Annotated in this window: 14 protein-coding genes and 1 pseudogene; 9 read left to right on the top strand and 6 right to left on the bottom strand. The window is 73.1% G+C overall.

Annotation, left to right across the window (positions count from 1 at the left end; translation table 11 throughout):
* The first annotated feature begins 47 nt into the window (after window positions 1–47).
* Both OG357_RS04935 and OG357_RS04930 read left to right on the top strand, forming a co-directional pair.
* On the top strand, window positions 48–2,780 hold the full coding sequence (locus tag OG357_RS04935; protein WP_329619958.1) for an exo-rhamnogalacturonan lyase family protein: 2,733 nt from the start codon (window positions 48–50) through the stop codon (window positions 2,778–2,780).
* A 41-nt stretch (window positions 2,781–2,821) separates the two neighbouring features.
* Window positions 2,822–3,868, top strand: coding sequence for a rhamnogalacturonan acetylesterase (locus OG357_RS04930; RefSeq protein WP_329619957.1), 1,047 nt, complete (start codon window positions 2,822–2,824; stop codon window positions 3,866–3,868).
* A 24-nt stretch (window positions 3,869–3,892) separates the two neighbouring features.
* Here OG357_RS04930 and OG357_RS04925 read toward each other — a convergent pair whose 3' ends face one another.
* Entirely contained in the window at window positions 3,893–6,778 is a 2,886-nt protein-coding gene (locus OG357_RS04925) for a glycoside hydrolase family 2 TIM barrel-domain containing protein (RefSeq protein ID WP_329619956.1), read from the bottom strand.
* A gap of 207 nt (window positions 6,779–6,985) precedes the next feature.
* On the opposite strand from OG357_RS04925, the pseudogene OG357_RS04920 reads away from it, so the two are divergent.
* From OG357_RS04920 to OG357_RS04910, 3 genes and pseudogenes are all read left to right on the top strand, one after another.
* Window positions 6,986–8,029, top strand: a pseudogene (locus tag OG357_RS04920) (LacI family DNA-binding transcriptional regulator); the annotation flags it as partial.
* 175 nt (window positions 8,030–8,204) lie between these two features.
* Window positions 8,205–8,744, top strand: coding sequence for a SigE family RNA polymerase sigma factor (locus OG357_RS04915; RefSeq protein WP_329619955.1), 540 nt, complete (start codon window positions 8,205–8,207; stop codon window positions 8,742–8,744).
* Window positions 8,744–9,421, top strand: coding sequence for a hypothetical protein (locus OG357_RS04910; protein WP_329619954.1), 678 nt, complete (start codon window positions 8,744–8,746; stop codon window positions 9,419–9,421). Before OG357_RS04915 ends, OG357_RS04910 begins: the two co-directional genes overlap by 1 nt.
* Before the next feature lie 141 nt (window positions 9,422–9,562).
* Here the strand turns inward: OG357_RS04910 and OG357_RS04905 are convergent, their stop codons facing one another.
* A complete protein-coding gene (locus OG357_RS04905; RefSeq protein WP_329619953.1) occupies window positions 9,563–10,069 on the bottom strand; it encodes a hypothetical protein in 507 nt (168 codons plus the stop codon).
* 99 nt (window positions 10,070–10,168) lie between these two features.
* On the opposite strand from OG357_RS04905, the gene OG357_RS04900 reads away from it, so the two are divergent.
* From OG357_RS04900 to OG357_RS04885, 4 genes are all read left to right on the top strand, one after another.
* Window positions 10,169–10,513: a PadR family transcriptional regulator gene (locus OG357_RS04900; RefSeq protein WP_329619952.1), complete on the top strand. Its 345-nt coding sequence runs from the start codon at window positions 10,169–10,171 to the stop codon at window positions 10,511–10,513.
* A complete protein-coding gene (locus OG357_RS04895; RefSeq protein ID WP_329619951.1) occupies window positions 10,510–11,178 on the top strand; it encodes a permease prefix domain 1-containing protein in 669 nt (222 codons plus the stop codon). Before OG357_RS04900 ends, OG357_RS04895 begins: the two co-directional genes overlap by 4 nt.
* Before the next feature lie 109 nt (window positions 11,179–11,287).
* The gene (locus OG357_RS04890) at window positions 11,288–13,006 is read left to right on the top strand and encodes a rhamnogalacturonan lyase B N-terminal domain-containing protein (RefSeq protein WP_329619950.1); all 1,719 of its coding nucleotides are present in this window, start codon (window positions 11,288–11,290) and stop codon (window positions 13,004–13,006) included.
* Window positions 13,007–13,113: 107 nt separating this feature from the next.
* Window positions 13,114–14,619 (top strand): carboxylesterase/lipase family protein, encoded by a 1,506-nt coding sequence (locus OG357_RS04885; RefSeq protein WP_329619949.1) that lies wholly within the window; start codon window positions 13,114–13,116, stop codon window positions 14,617–14,619.
* A gap of 15 nt (window positions 14,620–14,634) precedes the next feature.
* Here OG357_RS04885 and OG357_RS04880 read toward each other — a convergent pair whose 3' ends face one another.
* The 4 genes from OG357_RS04880 to OG357_RS04865 all read right to left on the bottom strand — a co-directional run bounded on the left by OG357_RS04880 (window position 14,635) and on the right by OG357_RS04865 (window position 19,380).
* The gene (locus OG357_RS04880) at window positions 14,635–15,765 is read right to left on the bottom strand and encodes a pectinesterase family protein (protein WP_329619948.1); all 1,131 of its coding nucleotides are present in this window, start codon (window positions 15,763–15,765) and stop codon (window positions 14,635–14,637) included.
* A gap of 128 nt (window positions 15,766–15,893) precedes the next feature.
* A complete protein-coding gene (locus tag OG357_RS04875) occupies window positions 15,894–17,189 on the bottom strand; it encodes a pectate lyase family protein (protein WP_329619947.1) in 1,296 nt (431 codons plus the stop codon).
* A gap of 2 nt (window positions 17,190–17,191) precedes the next feature.
* Window positions 17,192–18,043, bottom strand: a complete 852-nt coding sequence (locus OG357_RS04870; protein WP_329619946.1) for a rhamnogalacturonan acetylesterase — start codon at window positions 18,041–18,043, stop codon at window positions 17,192–17,194.
* On the bottom strand, window positions 18,040–19,380 hold the full coding sequence (locus OG357_RS04865; protein WP_329619945.1) for an ABC transporter substrate-binding protein: 1,341 nt from the start codon (window positions 19,378–19,380) through the stop codon (window positions 18,040–18,042). Before OG357_RS04865 ends, OG357_RS04870 begins: the two co-directional genes overlap by 4 nt.
* Between the last annotated feature and the right edge of the window lie 10 nt (window positions 19,381–19,390).

Below are 19,390 nucleotides of genomic sequence, written 5' to 3'. Positions count from 1 at the left end.
CGCTCCGCCGCGACAGCGCTCTTCCTCATGCGCATGAAGGGATTCCGATGTCCGCGATACCTCGCCGCTCCCTCCTCAAGGCCGCCGCCGTCGCCGGTGCCGCCGCACAGTTCAGCTGGGTCCTCGGGCGTGGGGACGCCCAGGCCGCCGCGCCCGCCGAGACCCCGGCGGCCGACCGGCCCTCCACCGTCACCTGGCTGGAGCCCGGTGGGCTCGGGGCCGCCGCGGGCTCGACCTTCGGCGCCGCCTGGCCCCAGGGCGTCCACCCCGGCGACCAGGCCTTCGCGCTGACCACCGCCGACGGCGCCAACGTCCCCGTACAGACCTGGACCACCGCCCGCTGGCCCGACGGCTCCCTCAAGTGGACCGCGCACGCCGTCGGACCCGAGGCCGCCGGAGCCGAGCGCTTCACCCTCGCCCCCGGGGCCCCCGCCACCGCCGCGACGGCCGTCTCCGTCACCGAGACCGGCCGCCGGATCACCGTCGACACCGGCACCGTCCAGGCCGTGATCCGGAAGGACGGCGGGAAGCTCGTCGAGTCCGTCACCCGCGGCGGAGTGAAGATCGCCACCGACGGCCGGCTCGTCCTGCTCCGGCAGAGCGACCTCGACGACGGAGACCAGGGCAACGCCAAATGGGAGCGGTTCGACGGAGAGATCTCCGATGTCACCGTCGAACAGCGCGGCCCCGTCCGGGCCGTGGTCCGCATCGACGGCAAGCACCGCAAGGGCAGCCGAAGTTGGCTGCCGTTCTCCGTACGCCTCTACTTCTACGCGGGCTCCGAGTCCTTCCGCATGGTCCACACCATCACCTACGACGGCGACCAGGCCAAGGACTTCATCCGCGGCCTCGGCGTCCGCTTCACCGTCCCGATGCGCGACGCCCCCTACGACCGGCACGTCCGGATCGCCGGCGAGGGCGCGGGCTTCCTCACCGAGGCCGTCCAGGGCATCACCGGTCTGCGCCGCGACCCCGGCGCGGCCGTCCGCACCGCCCAGGTCAAGGGCGAGAAGCTGCCCGACCCCGCCACCTGGGACCAGCGGGTCACCACCCGCATGCAGTACGTCCCCACCTGGGGCGACTACACCCTCGCCCAGCTCTCCGCCGACGGCTTCGCCCTGCGCAAGCGCACCAAGCCCGGTCACGGCTGGATCCCGGCCGGCGGCGGCCGCCGCGCGAGCGGCTTCGGCTACGTCGGCGGTGTGAGCGGCGGACTCTCCTTCGGGCTGCGGGACTTCTGGCAGAAGCACCCCGCCCAGCTCGACATCCGGGGAGCCGCCGGCGACGAGGCCGAGGTCACCCTCTGGCTGTGGTCGCCCGAGGCCCAGCCCATGGACCTGCGCTTCTACCACGACGGCATGGGCCAGGACACGTTCCCCGAGCAGCTCGAAGGCCTCAACATCACCTACGAGGACCACGAGCCCGGCTTCGGCACCCCCTACGGCATCGCCCGCACCAGCGAGCTGATGTTCTGGGCCAACGCCGCCACCCCGACAGCCGACACGCTCGTCGCCCAGGCCGCCGCCGTCCGCACCCCGCCGCAGCTCGCCGTCGGCCCCGAAGACCTCGTCCGCGCCCGGGTGTTCGGCGGACTCTTCTCGCCCGTCGACCGGTCCACCCCCGCGAAGGCGAAGATCGAGGACCACCTCGACTACCTCTTCACCTACTACAAGGACCAGGTGGAACAGCGCCGTTGGTACGGCTTCTGGGACTACGGCGACATCATGCACACCTACGACGAGGACCGGCACCAGTGGCGGTACGACGTCGGCGGCTACGCCTGGGACAATTCCGAGCTCTCGCCCGACCTGTGGCTCTGGTACGCCTACCTGCGCTCCGGCCGCTCCGACGTCTTCCGCTTCGCCGAGGCCATGACCCGCCACACCGGCGAGGTCGACGTCTACCACCTCGGCACCTGGGCCGGACTCGGCACCCGCCACGGCGTCCAGCACTTCGCCGACAGCGCCAAGCAGCAGCGCATCTCCACCGCCGTCTACCGGCGTCCCTACTACTTCCTCACCGCCGACGAACGCGTCGGCGACCTCATGCACGACCTGGTCGACTCCGACGAGACCTTCCTCGTCCTCGACCCCATCCGCAAGATCCGCACCGAGCCGTACACGCCGGACCGTCACGCCCTCTCCATCGGCTTCGGCACCGACTGGAGCGGCCTCGCCGCCGCCTGGCTCACCGAGTGGGAGCGCGGCGGCCCCAAGGCGGCGAAGGCCGAGGCCCGGCTGCGCTCCACCATGGAGACCATCGCCGCCCAGCCGAACGGCTTCGTCCAGGGCACCGGCCTCTACGACCTCGACACCGGCCGCTTCGCCGTCGCCACCGAACCCGTCGTCGGCGTCTCCCACCTCTCGGCCATGTTCGGTCTGGTCGAGATGTGCGCCGAACTCATCGACCTCGTCGACATGCCGCAGTTCAAGGCGGCCTGGCTCGACTACTGCCGCTACTTCAACGCCTCCAAGACCGAACAGGCCGCCCGCTACGGCAAGAACTTCGGCACCCTCCTCCTCTTCCAGGGCCACTCGCGCCAGGACGCCTACGCCGCAGCCCAGTTGAACGACACGGCGCTCGCCCAGCGCGCCTGGGCCAGGTTCGACAAGAGCGACGGCTACACGGCGGCCATGGTCTGGGACAAGACCCCCGTCCAGGGCGCCGCCGCCCTCGAACCCGGCTACGAGCACCTGTGGATCAGCACCAACACGACCGCCCTGTACGGCCTGGCCGCCATCCAGAACCTCGCCCTGGTCGGCGACCACCTCCCCGCGTGAGCACCGACGTGAGAACCGAGAGGAACGAGAGGAACAGGACCATGCGAAGGACCGCGCTTCTCGCCGCCGCCGCGACCCTCCTCGGGTCGCTCGCCGCGGCCCCCGCCGCCCACGCCGACGGCCCGTACGGCCAGGGCCTCGACCACTGCGCCGCCACCGCCGGCGGCCTCGCCTGCCACTTCGACGTCGCCCCCGGCATGTACCACGTCACCGTCACCCTCGGCGGGGACGAGGCCGGCTCCACCGCCGTCACCGGCGAGACCAGGCGCGCCCTGCTCGCCGAGACCGCCACCGGGGCTGGGGAGACCGTCCGGCGCTCGTTCACCGTGGACGTCCGCGACCCGGAGGGCGAGCCCACGGGACCGACCGGCAGCCCCGGCCTCGACCTGGTCCTCGGCGGCTCCGCGCCCCGCGTCACCGGGCTTCGGGTGACCCCCGCCCCGGCAGCCCGCCGGCTCTTCCTCGTCGGGGACTCGACCGTCTGCGACCAGCCGGGCGACCCGTACACCGGCTGGGGACAGCAGCTCCCCGCCCACCTCACGCGCGGGATCGCGGTCGCCAACCACGCCGACTCCGGCGAGAGCACCGTCACCTTCCTGGCGAACCCGGCGCTCTTCGACACGGTCGAGGCCGCGCTCCGTCCCGGAGATCCCGTCCTGATCCAGCTCGCCCACAACGACAAGCAGACGGACGCGGCCACCTACCGTGCCAACCTGACGAGCCTCGTCGAGCGGGTCCGGGCCCGGGGCGGCGAACCCGTCCTCGTCACCCCGATCGTCCGCCGCTGGTTCAACACCGACGGCACCCTGGACAACGGCACCGCCCTGCTCGTCAACGGCCTCGGCGTGGACCACCCGGCCGAGATCCGCGCCCTCGCGGCCGCCCTCGGCACCCCGCTGATTGACCTCACCGCCCTCACGAAGGCGCGGGTCGAACAGCTGGGGCCCGAGGCCTCCAAGGCGCTCTACCTGACGACCGAGAAGCGGGACAACACCCACACCTCGGTGCGCGGGGCCACGGAGTACGCGGCCCTCGTCGCCGAGGAGCTGCGGGCCCGGGACATCGTCCCGGACCGGCTGCTCCGTTAGACGACGTTCACCAGACGACATCCACTAGACGACGTCCACCGGCGTGAACGTCAGGGCGAACGCGGCCGGGGCCGCGTCCAGCCGGTGCGCGGGCAGGACACCCGGTCCGCAGGACTGGGAACCGATGCCGTGCTGGGCGTGGTCCAGGTGCAGCCAGAGCGTGTCGCCCGGCACCAGATCGGTGCGGTGGGCGGCGGCGTCCAGCTGCTCGGTGGTCCAGGGGCGGGCCGTGAACGAGAAGGCCGGCTGGCCTTCCACCCGTACGCCCTCCCTCCCGCTCACGGAGGTCAGCTCCAGCCATCGGGTGTCGATCCGGGCCCCGTTCTCCTGCGGTCGCAGGTACGGGGTCCGGAGGGCGTCCACCGCGGCCTCCCAGCGGCCGAGCCGAGCGGCGGCCCGGGTGTCGGGGTACGCCTCGCCGGGCCCGGCGCCGTACCAGACGGCCCGGTCCAGGGCGGCCGGCAGGCCGAGCCGGACGCCGAGCCGGGGGAGCGGGACCCGCCACTCGCCCTCGGGGACGGCCTCGACGCCGAGCCGCAGCGCGGTGCCGTCCGAGGTCCAGCGGTACGTCGTGCGCAGGCCGATGTCCCGGGCGGCGGGCGCCACCCGCGTCCGCACGGTCAAGGAGTCGTCGTCCAGGGCGACTTCGTCGATGCGGTGGCGCATCCGGTGCAGGCCGAGATCGCGCCAGAGCGGTCCGTGGCGCTCGTCGGGCTGCCAGGGCGCGCCCTCGTCGTTGTCCGTCGGTGCCCGCCAGACGTCGAGGCGCAGACCGGTGACGGGGAGGGAGCCGAGGGTGAGGGGTTCGCCGGTGCGGGCGTCGAAGACCGCGGGGCCGAGGGTGATCCGGCCGGCCGTGCGGACGGGCCGCGCGCCGGTCGCCCCGCGAGGCGCGGGGGTCGGGGCGGATGCCGGGATCTGGCCCCAGGCCACCTCGTGCCCGGCGGGCGCCCAGGCCGCGTCGTGCGCGAGCAACGCCCGTACGGTCCACAGGGTTTCCGCTCCCGCCGGATGCGCGGGCGCGGTCGGCAGCGTCACCCGCGCGCTCTCTTTGGCGGCGAGCGGCGGGACGTCGAGCGGACCGGTGGCGAGGGTCTCGCCGTCGGCCAGGAAGGACCAGGTGAAGGCGAGATGCGTGAGATCGGCGACGTCGTGGCCGTTGGTCACCAGGACCGAGCCCGGAGCGTCGGGCGCGATCCCGACCGGCTCGATCACCTTCTTGTACTCCAGGAGCCCCGGCGACGGCGTCCGGTCGGGGAAGAGCAGCCCGTCGCAGACGAAGTTCCCGTCGTGCACCTCTTCTCCGAAGTCGCCGCCGTAGCCGTGGCCGTACACCGGGTGGACGAGGCCGTGGTCGATCCACTCCCAGACGAAGCCGCCCTGGCAGCGCTCGTACGTCTCGAACAGCCGCTGGTACTCGGAGAGTCCGCCGGGTCCGTTGCCCATGGCGTGCGCGTACTCGCAGAGGATGAAGGGGAGTCGGCGCCTGGCCTCCGGGCCCTCGTCGGCCCGGCGGCCGATCGCGTCGACCTCGGCGTGCGGCGGGTACATCCGCGAGTAGACGTCGGTGTCCGCGCAGGAGCGGTCGCCCTCGTAGTGGACGAGCCGGGAGGGGTCGCGGTCGCGGATCCACCGGGCCATGGCGGTGAGGCCGGCGCCGGTGCCGCATTCGTTGCCGAGCGACCAGATGACCACCGAGGGGTGGTTCTTGTCCCGCTCGACGAGCCGGGCCGCCCGGTCCAGCAGGGCCGGGGTCCAGCGCTCGTCGTCGACCGGGTTGCCCCGCCAGGCGAGGTCCTCGAATCCGTGGGTCTCCAGGTCGCCCTCGTCGATCACCCACAGCCCGTACGTGTCGCAGAGGTCGAGGAAGGCCGGGTGCGGCGGGTAGTGGGAGGTGCGGACGGCGTTGATGTTGTGCCGCTTCATCAGCTCCACGTCCTCGCGCATGGTCGCGAGGTCCAGGGTCCGGCCGTGCTCCGGGTGGAACTCGTGCCGGTTCACCCCGCGGAAGAGGATCCGGCGGCCGTTCACCGTCATCACCCCGTTCTCGACGGCGACGGTCCGGAAGCCGATCCGCAGCGGGATCCGCTCGCCGCCGGCCGCCAGCTCGCCCTCGTACAGCCGGGGCGTCTCGGCGCTCCACGGCTCGACCGGCAGCGTCGCCGACTCCCCGGTGGCGAGGTCGAGTCCGAGCTCGGGCACGGTGACCCGGCCGGGCACGTCGCACGCGACGCGCAGGGTGCCCGCGCCGGTGGTGTGGTCGTACGAGGCGTGTGTGAAGAAGTCGCCGGGGGCGCCCTCCGGCCGGTGCAGCAGGGTGACGTCACGGAAGACGCCCGGCAGCCACCACTGGTCCTGGTCCTCCAGATAGGAGCCGGAGGACCACTGGTGGACGCGGAGCGCGAGGACGTTGTCCCGTGCCTTCAGGAGGTGTCCCACGGCAAACTCGTGGGCCAGGCGCGAACCCTTGAACTCGCCGAGCTCCGTGCCGTTGAGCCAGACCCGGGCGCAGGACTCGACCCCGTCGAAGCGGAGGACGGTCCCGCCGTCCGCCGGCCAGGCGTCGGGCAGGTCGAAGCGGCGCAGATGGTCTCCGGTCGGGTTCTCGGTGGGGACGCGGGGCGGGTCGACGGGGAAGGGGTACTGGACGTTGGTGTAGGCGGGTCCGCCGTACTCCCGCTCCTTGCCCTGGAGCACCCAGTGGCCCGGGACCGTGATCGCGCCCCAGGCGCTCGCGTCGAAGCCGGGGGCGGCGAAGGAGTCGTCCTCGGTGCCGGCGGTGGGGGAGAGGCGGAAGCCCCAGGAACCGTTCAGGGACAGGGTGGCGGCGTCGGAAGCGGCGTACCAGGCGCGGGGCGGCAGCGTGCCGCGGCCGGGGGAGACGTCTTCGTACCAAGGCAGGGCGGACATGGTCCTCCTGACGGAGTGAGGGAGGGGAAGGAGAGCCCAGTGGTGCAGAAAGCCCTTTCTGCTCGGAGTTCATCCCACCGCGCCGGTGGTCCGCGCACAACCCCGCGCGACCGCCGGACCCTTGGACTCTTCCACCCAGACCTGGACAGCTCGACGAGCGGCCGCTTAGGGTCGGGGTCCACATCGAGACTGCCCAGGAGCGCGTACGTGGTCACCCTCGCCGATGTCGCCCGCCACGCCGGGGTGTCGGCCAGCACCGTTAGCTACGTGCTCAGCGGCAAACGCTCCATATCCGCCCCCACGCGCGAGCGGATCCAGCACAGCATCGACGCCCTCGGCTACCGGCCGCACGCCGGCGCCCGCGCGCTCGCCAGCAGCCGGACCGACATCCTCGCCCTGATGATGCCGCTCCGCACCGGGCTCTACGTGCCGGTGATGATGGAGATCGCGATGGCCGTCACCACGACGGCCCGCTCCCACGGCTACGACGTGCTGCTGCTCACCGGCGAGGAGGGCCCCGAGGCCGTCCGCCGGGTGGAGGGCAGCGCCATCGCCGACGCCATGATCGTCATGGACGTCGAGCTCGACGACCCCCGGCTGCCCTGCCTCCTGGCGGCCGAACGGCCCGCGGTCCTCATCGGCCTCCCGGCCGAGACCGCCGCGACCTCTGCGTCGGGCGATGCCGCCGATGCCGCCGACTCGGCCGGGCTCGACTGCGTCGACCTCGACTTCGCGGCGGCCGGAGCGCGCTGCGTCCAGCACCTCGCGGGCCTAGGCCACACCCGGATCGCCGTCCTCGGCGAGCCGCCCGCCGTCTACGCGCGGGGCACCGGCTTCGCCGCGCGTACGCTCACCGGGCTGCGCGCCGCCGCCGACGCGTACGGCGTCGGCCTGCTCCACCGGCCGGTCGAGGGCACCTACGCGGCCGTCGCCGCCGCCGTGACCCGCGTCTTCGAGGAACGCCCCGGGACCACGGCCCTCGTCGTCCAGAACGAGGCCGCCGTCGAACCGCTGCTCGCGGTGCTGCGCCACCAGGGGCGTGCGGTCCCCGAGGACGTCTCCGTCGTCGCCATCTGCCCCGACCAGGTGGCTGTCCACGCCTCGGTCCCGCTCACCGCCGTCTCCGTACCCGCCCAGGAGATGGGGCGACTCGCCGTGGAACGGCTCGTCGCCCGCCTCGGGGGAGAGCCCGCACGCGGTACGGAACTGATCGCGCCCCGCCTGACCGAGCGCGCGAGCACGGGCCGAGCGGCGGGCGCCGGTCGGGTGGGTACGGGTCCGGGTCCGGCGGCAGGCGCCGTGCCGGCCGGGGTGTCCGGGGTGTCCGGTGGATCCGAGGACCCCGCCATGTCCACCGCATCCACCGACGCCGAACCCGCAGAGCCCGCCGCAGCCACGGCGGCCGGCGCATCCACCGAGGGCCGTCGTGGTCGCGGTGGACGCTGAGGCCGACGACAGCGCGACGGAGTTCCGGGCCTTCTTCGCGCGTCACTACGCCGAACTCGCCCGCCTCGCGCACCTGCTGACCGGCGAGACCGACGCCGCCGACGACCTCGCCGCCGATGCCATGCTGGCCCTCTGGCACCGCTGGGACCGGGTCCGCGCCGCCGACCACCCCGCCGCCTACGCCCGGGGCGTCGTCGCCAACCTCGTCCGCACCCGCATCCGGGGCACCGTGCGCGAGCGGCGCCGGATCGCCGCCTTCTGGGACCGGCGCCCCGACCACGTCGAGGACCCCGACGTCCCGGCCGTCGTCGACGTCCGGACGGCGCTGCGCGCCCTGCCCTTCCGCAAGCGCGCCTGCGTCGTGCTGCGCCACGCCTTCGACCTCTCCGAGCGCGACACCGCACTCGCCCTGGGGATCTCGGTCGGTACGGTCAAGAGCCAGACCGCCAAGGGGATGGCCGAGCTCCAGCGCCTCCTGGGCGATCGGGCCGCCACCGAACTCGTCGCGGGGAGGCGTTGATGCACGAGGAACAGCTGCGCCGCGAGCTGCGGGAGGCCGGGCTCGCCCACCAGCCGGACCACGCCCGCATGCTCGCCCGGGTGGAACGCGGCCTCGCCGCGCCGCCGCAGGCGTCCCGGCGCGCCCGCGCGGCCGTCCCGTGGACCGGCAGGCGCTGGCCGGTGGCCGCGGCCGTCGCGGTGGCCGTCGCCGGGGTGGTCGGCGTCGGCGGACTCGCCGTGACCACGCTGGACCGGGGCCCGGCCGCACCCGCGTCGGAGCTGCCCGCGCCGGGGCCGGTGGCCGCGGCGGCCGGCACCATGGACCCCGGCAGCAACCGCTGGTGGGCGCAGGCCGATCTCGCCGTGACGACGGAGACGCCGGTGTCGGGCCTCGTCGTCGACGTGCGGGTCGCCCGCACGGCCGGCGTCGTGAGCACGGGCCACTGGCGCACGCGCCCCGCCGAGGACTTCACCGTCACGGTCACCGAGGAGCCGGGCGCCCTGGTCTACCGGTGGACCCTCAGACCGGGCCGTACGGTCCCGCCGGGCCGCCACGTCTTCGCGGTCCAGTACAACCACGCCGAGGGGGTACGGGACGCCTCGGCCGACACGTACACCGTCGTCCTGACGGGCGGCGACGGCGGCGGCCGGGCCACCCTCCGGGGCGGCTTCGGAGCGGCGGCCCGCGCGAAGTGACCGGCCAGGGTATCCGGGTGGACGGTTACCCGGGGCCCTGGGGTCGGGCGGCCGGTGCGCCGGGTGGCCCGGCGTTCCTCCTGCGCCTCGCGTACGGGAAGCGGCGCCTGCGGGCCCTCGGATGACGTCCGCCGCCGGGCGTCACGCGCCCGTCGTCGAGCCGGGGCGGACGATCATCAGGACGACGACGACCGCCCAGAGGACGTTGAACACCCCGGTGAGCATGGTCAGCCGGGACGCCACGGGTCGCGCCTCCGCCTCGGAGGCCGCGCCCTCCGCCAGGGCGAGCAGGCGCCGCTGGCCGGGCAGGACGGCCAGGCCGAGAAGGGCCGCGGCGATCGTGGTCAGCACGAGCGACACGATCAGCCAGGCATCGGTCAGGACGCCGAGCTGGGCGCCGGTCGCGATCCCGAAGACGGGGACGACGACACCGGCGACGGCGTACCCGGCGCAGACGCGGTGGAGCACCACGGCCGTCCCGGTCCCCCCGGCCCCGCCTGTCTCCTCGTTCCCTTCGGACGGGGCGTCCTGCTTCCCGCCGCCGCAGGCCCGGAGCGCGACGCGGGGGAACATCGAGGCGGCCACGGTGATCGATCCGACGGTGACGATCGCCACCAGGACGTGGACGGACAACAGGAATTCGGTCACGGCGCATGCCTCCGCGTCAGTACTCGGTCCATCGACTGCCAATATGTTGGCTGCCAATACATACACTGCCTACCGATCTTTTGGGTAGGCTGCCTACTTATGAAGGCGGATGCGGTACGAGGACACCTGGACGGACTGCTGCTCGCGGTGCTCGAACAGGGCCCGCTGCACGGGTACGCGATCATCGCCGCGGTCCAGCACCGCAGCGGCGGCGTGCTCGAACTGCGTACGGGCACGATCTATCCGGCGCTGCAGCGGCTGGAGCGGCTCGGACTCCTGAGCAGCAGCTGGCAGTCGTCCGGCGAGCGGCGCCGGCGCGCCTACGAGCTCACCGAGGCGGGCCGGCAGACCCTGGCGGGCGAGCGGACGGCGTGGAGCGAGTTCACCGCCGCGATCGGCTCGGTCCTGAACCCGACCACCCCGCAGCCCGGGCTCGCCACGTGACCGCCCCCACGGCCGATCCCCTGGACGGGTACGTCGCCGAGCTGACCGCAGCCCTGCACGGCCCGGCCCGCGCCAAGACCCGGCTGATCGAGGAGATCCGCGGCGGACTCGCCGACACCGCGGACTCCCATGCCGAGCAGGGCAGCCCGTATCCGGACGCGATCCGCGCGGCGGTGCGGGAGTTCGGGACCGTCGAGGAGCTCGTACCGAGCTGCCAGCGCGAGCTGACCCTCGCCCAGGCCCGGCACACCGCCAGGGCCGTCGCGCTCACCGCCCCCTTCCTCATCGCCTGCTGGTACCTGGCCGGGACCTCCGCCCCCGACCAGGCCGGCGCTCAGCTGCTCGCCGCGCACCTGGCCGGTGTCGCGATCGCCGCCACGCTGCTCTCCGCCGCGGCCCTGGCCGTCACCGGCACCCTCGCCCGCCGGCTACCCACCCCGCCCCGGCTGCCGCTCTTCGTCGCCTGGACCGGGACCACCGCCGGCATCGCCATGGCCGTCACGACACTCGCGCTCGCCGTCGCCTCGGCCCTCGCCACGAACTGGCCGCTGCTCGCCTTCGCGGGAGCCCTCACGGCCGCCTCGCACGCGGTCGTGGCGACCACCGCCCGGGCTTGCCGCCGCTGCGCCCGCCTGCCGGTGAGCAGGACGGCGCGGCTCGGCTGACATCTGACGTTCCGCCCCGTACGGGGGCAACCCTTCCGCGGCCGGCGGCGACCTACGGACAACCGGGAGCCGCCCCGTCCCCCCCCCGTACCGAAGGAGCCGCACGCCGATGCGCTCGTACGACGCCACAGACGCCACAGATGTCGCCGACACCACCCCCGCCCCGCCCCCGCTCCGCCGCCGCACCCTCCTCGGCGCCGCCGTCGCCGGCACGGCCGCCGCCGCCTCCGCGGGCCTCGCGCCCGGCACCGCCGCCGCGGCCGGATTCGGCTGGAGCGACGACGGCACGCAGTACGTCGTCGACACCGGCGCCGGACTCGTGTTCAAGGTCGCGAAGGCGACCGGCGACCTCACGTCCCTCGTCTACAAGGGCACGGAGTACGAGGGGTACGGCGGCAAGCACTCGCACGTCGAGTCCGGCCTCGGCGCCTCCACCGTCACCCTCGCCCGGACCGGCTCCACCGTCCTCGTCACCGTCGTCCACGGCACGCTCCGCCACTACATCGCGGCCCGCTCCGGCCTCAACAACGTCTACCTGTGGACCGACAAGGCCGACACGTCCTTCACCGCCACCCGCTTCATCGCCCGCCTCAAGCCCGGGATCTTCCCGAACGAGGGCCCCGACTCCTGGGTCGAGGGCGCGGACACCGTCATCGAGGCCGGGGACGTCTGGCAGCGCGCCGACGGTCACACCCGCTCCAAGCACTACTCCGGCGTCCGCGTCATGGACTACGACCACATCGGCTACACCACCGGCTCGGTCGGCCTCTGGATGATCCGCTCCAACCACGAGAAGGCCTCGGGCGGCCCGTTCTACCGCTCGCTCCTCCGCCACTCCAACGAACTCGGCGTCGGCCTGTACGAGATCCTCCACTACAACCAGTCCCAGACGGAGGCGATGCGCTTCGGCCTCCAGGGCCCCTATCTGCTCGCCTTCACCGACGGCGGGACGCCCGCCCCGGCGCTCTTCGCCGCGCACCACGACACGTCCTGGGTCGACGGCCTCGGCATCCCCGGCTGGGTCGGCGCGGCGGGCCGCGGCCGGGTCGCGGGCGTCGGCCTCGCGGGCATGGACGCGGACCACCCGTACACCGTCGGCTTCGCCAACGCCGACGCCCAGTACTGGACCCGCGCCACCGCCGGCACCGGCGCCTTCTCCTGCCGGGGGATGCTCCCCGGCACGTACACCCTCACCGTCTACAAGGGCGAACTGGCCGTCCACACCGGCACGGTGACCGTCACGGCCGGCGCCGCCACCGCCCTCCACACCCTCACCCTCACCAACGACCCGGCCACCGCCCCCGCCCTCTGGCGGATCGGCGACTGGGACGGCACGCCCGGCGCGTTCAAGAACGCCGCCCTCATGACGTACGCCCACCCCGCCGACGTACGGGCCGCGTCCTGGACGGGGAACGTCGTGCTCGGCGGAGGCGGTGACGACGTCGCCGCCTCCTTCCCCTGCTACCTCTGGAAGGGTGTGAACGACGGCGTCCTCGTGTACTTCAGGCTCACCGCCGCCCAGGCCGCCGCCGCGCACACCCTCCGGATCGGCGTCACCACGGCCTTCCTCAACGGACGGCCCCAGGTCACCGTCAACGACTGGGTCTCCGCGATCCCTTCGCCGCCGACGCAGCCCGCGACCCGCTCCCTCACCAACGGCTCGTACCGCGGCAACAACCACACCTTCACGTACGTCGTCCCCGCGAGCGCCTGGAAGACCGACCCGAGCCAGTACAACGTGCTCCGGCTGAACGTCGTCAGCGGCTCCTCCGGCACGGGCTTCCTGAGCCCGGGCACCGCGATCGACTGCGTCGACCTGCTGCCCTGACCGCAGGTGCCCTGAGGCGGTGCCGACTCTCATTGACATCAAGGGTGTGTGAATCGTCATGATCTTGGTGTTGGTGCCGCCGAGGCCCCTGATGCCAAGCTGCGACCATGGTCATCTTCGATACGTCTCACGGTGCGGTGCGGGGCTTCCGGGCCTCCGCCGAGGTCGTCGCCGTGCTCGGCATCCCTTACGCCGCCCCGCCGTTCGGCGCCAACCGCTTCCGGGAGCCGCTCCCGGCTCCCGCGTGGTCCGGAGTGCGGGACTGCACGGAGTTCGGCCCCGTCGCCCCGCAGTCGGCGGAGCTGCCCGGCTCGCCCGTGTGGTCGCCCGGCGACGAGGACATCCTCACCGTCAACATCTGGACCCCGGTCCCGGACGGCGGTCGTCTGCCCGTCCTGGTCTGGATCCACGGCGGTGCCTACACCTTCGGATCCTCGGCCCAGCCCGACTTCGACGGCACCGCGCTCGCCCGTGCCGGTCTGGTCGTGGTCACGCTCAACTACCGAGTCGGTTTCGAGGGGTTCGGCCACGTCCCCGCCGCCACCGGAGCGACGCCCCACCCGGACAACCGGGGCCTGCTCGACCAGGTCGCTGCCTTGCGCTGGGTCCGTGAGAACATCGCCGCGTTCGGCGGCGATCCCGGGAACGTCACGGTCGCCGGCCAGTCCTCCGGCGCCGCTTCCGTCGCCTGCCTGATGGTGATGGACCGCGCCCGCGGCCTCTTCCACCGCGCCATCGCGCACAGCGCGGCCAGCCCGCACTACACCCTCGACATCGCCGCCGGGACCACCCGTGAGGTCGCCGCGGCGGCGGGCTGCCCCGCCACGGCGGAAGGCCTCGCCTCCGCGACCCCGCAGGCCCTGGTCATCGCCTCCGACCAGGTCGTCGACGACTACCGGCGGGACCCCGCCTCCGGGTCCCGCCACTACGACCCCTCGCTCTACGCCCCCGTCCTCGACGGCGACGTCCTGCCCACCGACCCCCTCACCGGGCTGGCCGCCGGTGCGGCCCGGGGCGTGGACCTGCTGGTCTGCCACACCACGGAGGAGTACTGGCTGCTCGACGCCGTCGGCAGCAGTGCGAAGGTCACCACCGAGGAGCAACTGGCCCGCTTCGCCGAGGACTTCGGACTCCCCGACAGCCTGGTGGCCGGATATCGCGCCACGATGCCCCAGGCCCCGGTGCTCGACGTCTACCTCGCCGTCTTCGGCGACCTCCTGTTCGGGGAGTACAGCAACCGACTCGCCGAGGTGCACGCCCGCGCCGGCGGCCGGGCGTTCCTGTCGCGCTTCGACCGTCGGCGCACCGGCCCGGACGGGGTCGTACGGGCGTGGCACTGCGCGGACGTCCCCTTCGCCTTCGGCAACATCGACAGCGACTGCGTGGCCTTCCTCATCGGCGGCGCCCCCACCTCCGCGGACCACGGACTGTCGCGCCGCATGGTGCGCGCGTGGGCCGACTTCGCCACCACCGGAGACCCGGGATGGCCGTCGGTCGACGGCTCCGCCGCTCAGGCCCACACCTGGACCACCGACGACGATCCCGCCGACGACCGGCCCACCGCTGACCGTGCGCTGTGGGCGGAGGCGGACTTTCCCGTCCTGCGCCCGTGAACCGGCCGCCCCTCGTCAGGAGCAGGGCCTCCGGGGGAGCCAGTCGCCGAGATATGTCTCCCGGGTCGCCGTCGCGGCCTGCGCCGCCGCGAGCTGGGGACGGTTCTCCGGGACGGTGACCGCCGCGCCCCGGCCGGTGTTGCGGTACTCGGCGAAGCGCTGCGCCTGCCACGGATGGGCGTCGCGCATGTTGGCGTACGGGGCGACGGCGTCGATCCCGGATCCGAGGACGCTCTCCCGGACCACGAGCGACGGCCAGGCGGTCAGGTCCGAGCTCGGCACCCAGGGCCTGGCCAGCTTGTAGAAGCCGTCGGGCGCCTCGCTGGTGATCCGGCAGCGGGAGGCCAGGAAGCCGTACGGGTTGGCGCCCGCCGTCGACGGGGCGAACACGAAGCCGTACGGGGCGCCCGCCAGATCGGTGCGGACCAGCGTACGGAAGTGGCAGTGCTCGAACACCGCCGTCGCGCGGCCAAAGGCGAAGTCGACGTCACCCTCGACGTAGCAGTGCGCGAAGTACTGGCGGGCGAAGGACGGCAGGGACATCGAGTCCGCGTACAGGGTGTCCTGGTGGCCGAGGAAGCGGCAGTGGAAGAAGGCCGAGCGGTCGCCCTGCACCTTCAGCGCGACGGCCTGGGTGCCGGGGTTCCCGGGGAGGTCGGTGCGGAGGAAGTCGTTGGCGAAGGTGACCCCCTGGGCGGTGAAGCCGTCGGCCTGGACCGTCGTGGTCGCCGAACCGCTCGTGCCGTAGGTGCCGCCCTCGGGGCGGGGCGTGCCGGCCGCGTTGTCGTACACGACGACCACGTCCCGGGGGTCGCCGCTCGCGCCGATCCAGGTCATGCCCGTACGGGCGGCACTCACCGTGACCGTCTCCCGGTACGTCCCGGGGGCGAGCACCAGCGTCCAGCCGGTGCCGCTCGCGGCGGTGACCGCGGCCTGGACGGTGGTGTGGTCGCCGAGGCCGCCAGGGTGCACGTACAGCGTCCGCTCGGTGAGCCGGGCGGACGGCGAACCGAAGCGTCCGAAGGGTCCGTTCGGTGCTGCCGCCGCCGTGCCTGCGGGCAGCGATAGGGCAAGAGCAGCGCCGACACCTGCGGTGAGAAGGGTACGGCGGCCGAGGGCATCGGCGCCGGGGTGGTGCGAGGGCATGCGGGTGCTCCTTCGCTGGTGGGGAGAGCGGGTGGGCAGAGCGGGTGGGGAGAGCCTTCGGGGAGAGCGTTCAGGGAGAGAGGGAAGGGAGGCCGGGCGAGGCGTCCCCCGGCCTCCTGCCGGGGGGCTCAGCGCGCGCGGCCGGCGCCCGAGTGGAGGGCGACGAGGACCGGGACGGCCAGCGGGTGGTCCACACGAGTGCGCAGGACCGGCGTCCAGCCCGCGTCCGCGCGCAGGGCCTCCCCGGGGAACTGCTCGTTGTGGACGGCGAGCAGGTCGACGGGACGGCCGTTGACGTAGTTGCCGGAGGTCGTGACCGGCGCGTCCTTCCACTTCTTCAGGATCTGCCCGGCGGGCACGTCGGAGGCGAGCGTGAACGCGTTCTTCTCGGCGACGAGCTGGGACTCCTGGCCGATGCCCAGGCTGTACACGTAGGACGGGCCGGCGACCACGAAGTGGTTGTTGTACGCGTCGACCTGCCCGAAGCGCACCCGGGGCGCCCGCTCCACGACCTTGTCGAAGAGGTTGTGGTGGAGGGTGACGCGCAGCTTGCCCCGGTCGGTGGCGCCCGCGCTGTCGCTGTTGCCGATCATCAGGGTCTTGTCGTGGTCGGTGAAGACGTTCCAGGAGGCCGTGACGAGGTCCGCGCCGCGCACGACGTCCAGCTCGCCGTCGTGCTGCTGGTAGACCTCCCCGTAGTACGAGGGCAGCGAACTGTCCGGGTGGGCCCCGTCGGTGAAGGTGTTGTGGTCGATCCAGACGTGGGTGGAGCCGTACACGACGAGGCTGTCGTACTCGGAGTTCCACGCCCCGGTCGCGCCGTCCGTCGGGTCCCACTGCGGGAAGCAGTCGAGGGGGCTCTCCAGGGTCAGGTTCCGGACGATGACGTTGTCGACGCCCTGGACCTGGAGGCTGCCGCCGGTGATCCCCGCGTGCCGCCCGACGCCCACGATCGTGGTGTTCGCGGGCACCTTGACCTTGATGGCCTGCCCCTGTGCCGTGGCGGAGGCGGCCCGCAGCTCCTCCTGGGGGCCGCTGACCCCGTTCTCGTACCCCCAGACCGCCGGGTCGTAGTCGGCGAGGTAGCGGGCGAAGTCGTAGCCGGGGGCCTCGAACGCGGCGCAGCCGTCGGCGGTCGCGTTCAGCGTGCCCACGACCTTGACGATCCGGGGCTCGGTGCCAGGCGCTTCGAGCGCGGCCCGGAACTCCTCCCAGGTGGTGACGGTGACGACCCGGGAGGCGTCGGCGGCGGATCCGCCGGTGGTGCCGGCGCCCTCGGACGCCCAGCCGTCGCCGGCCGGCAGGGTCGCCCTCGCCGGGTCGGCGGCGGGGCGGTGGCCGGAGTGGGCGCCGGCGGCGGGCGCGGTGACCGTCAGGGCCAGCGCGGTGGCGGCCACGACTCCCAGCTTCTTGCGTCTGTTCACGGTCAGCTCTCCTCAAGAACGGGCTCGGAAACGGGCCAGGTGATCCGGTCGGTGGGTATCTCGTCGATGCCGTCGTCCAGGCGGCGCGTCTCGCGCGGCGTGAGGACGTGCGTGCGGAGCAGCTCGGCGGCGACGAGCCGGGCCACCTCGACCGCGCCCGGCGGGTTGAAGTGGGTGTTGTCCTGCTCGGTCGCGGTCCAGTTGAAGTACGTCTTCGTGGCCTCGGGGCCGAGCCGCTGCCACAGCGCCAGGGACAGCGCCTCGACGTCGAGCAGCGGGACGTCCGCCTCCAGGGCGGTCTCCCGCATGGCCGCCGGGTACGCGCCGTGCGTGCGCAGGGCCGTGCCGTCGGCGGCGAACCTCCGCCGCTCGACGGAGGTGGCGAGCACCGGGAGGGCGCCCCGGGTCCGCGCTCCCTCGACGAAGACCCGCAGATTGTCCTGGTAGGTGGTCCACGGTTCGGTGTAGCGGGTGGGGTCGGCGGTCTTCTGGTCGTTGTGGCCGAACTGGACCAGGAGCAGGTCGCCGGGGCGTATCGCCGTCAGGATCGCGTCGAGCCGGCCCTCGTCGAGGAAGCTCTTGGTGCTGCGTCCGTTGACCGCGTGGTTGGCGACGGTCAGGCCCTTGTGCAGGAAGAAGGGGAGCGCCATGCCCCAGCCGGTCTCGGGCGCGGCGTCGGCGTACTTCTGGGCGGCCGTGGAGTCGCCCGCGAGGAAGACGGTGCGCATACGGGGGTGTCCTTGGGGAGGGTGTCCTCGGGTGGGGGATCCCTGGGCGCGGGCGGCGGGCGCCCCGGCCAGGGCGAGCGCGAGGCCCGCCCCGGCCGTGACCACCGCGCGTCGGCCGACGGTCACTGCTTCTGCTGCTTCCACTCGGCCTGGGCCGCGTTCAGCTGCTCGGCGAGGGTGTCGAGGAACTCCTTGGCCGTGGCCTTCCCGAGCAGGACCTTCTGGAAGGCGGCCTCGTTGTCGGCCTTGGAGATGGTGTTCCAGTCGGGCAGGTAGTACGGCAGCTGCACGATCGAGGCCTTGCCGCTGAAGAGGACGTCGGCGGCGAGCTTGGTCGGCTCGGCCTCCTGGATCCACGCGTCCTTCGCGGCCTCCGTGTTGGCGGGGATCGCCCCGGCCGACTTGTTCCACTTGCTGTTGGACTCGTGCGAGGCCGCGAACTCGATGAACTTCCAGGCGGCGGCCTTGTTCTTGCTCGACGAGAAGAGGCCGAGGCCGTCGACCGGGTTGGAGACCTGCACACGGGTGCCGTCGTCGAGGGTCGGGTTCGGGATGCCCCGGAACTTCTCCGTGCCGAGCGCCTTCACATGGTCCTGGTACGAGCCCAGGTTGTGGTTCAGCATGCCGATCTCGCCGCTGTCCCACTGGGCGACCATCTTGGTGAAGTCGTTGTTGACGTCGGCCGCCGGGGTGGTCTTCTTGAACAGGCCCGCGTACTTCTCCAGGGCCGCCACGTTCTTGGGGTCGTTGACGGTGGTCTTGTCGCCGTTCCAGAAGTCGGTGATGCCGCTCTGGCCGTACATCGCGTCGAGGGCCTGCGCGACGGAGCCGGCGCCGCCGCGGATCGTGTAGCCGAAACGGTTCTTGTCCTTGGCGGTGAGCTTCTCGGCCGCCGCGTAGAACGCCGACCAGGTGGTGGGCTCGGCCAGACCGGCCGCCTTGAACAGGTCGGTGCGGTAGTAGAGGACGCCGTTGCTGGCGGAGGTGGGGACCGTGAACAGCTTGTCCTGGCCGCCGGCGGCCTTGACGCTGTCGACCATCCCGGTGTTCAGCTTGCCCTTGAGCGCGCTGTCCTCGACCCGGGCGTCCAGCGGCTCCAGGGCGTTCTGCGCGGCGATCCCGGCGAGCATGGCCGCGCCGACACCGCCGACGTCCGGCAGGCCGCCGCCCTGGATGGCGGTGTCGTACTTGGACTGCACCTCCTTGGAGGCCACGCCGACGTACTCGACGTCGATGTCCGGGTTCGCCTTCTCGAAGTCCGCGATGATCTCCTTCCAGACATCGGTGCGGACGCCGCCGTTGTTGTCCCAGAAGGTGATCTTGCCTGTGCCCGATCCCTCCGTACCCTTGTCGCCGCCTCCGCCGCTGCCGTCGTCACCGCAGGCGGTGGCGGTCAGGGCGAGGACGCCGGACAGGGCGAGGGCGAGGGCGGCTCTGCGCCGTCCGCCGGGGAAGATGGTCATCGTCGGCTCT

The sequence above is a fragment of the Streptomyces sp. NBC_01255 genome, from assembly GCF_036226445.1.
In the GTDB taxonomy this organism is placed as follows: domain Bacteria; phylum Actinomycetota; class Actinomycetes; order Streptomycetales; family Streptomycetaceae; genus Streptomyces.
This window is presented reverse-complemented; position numbering and strand designations above follow the sequence as displayed.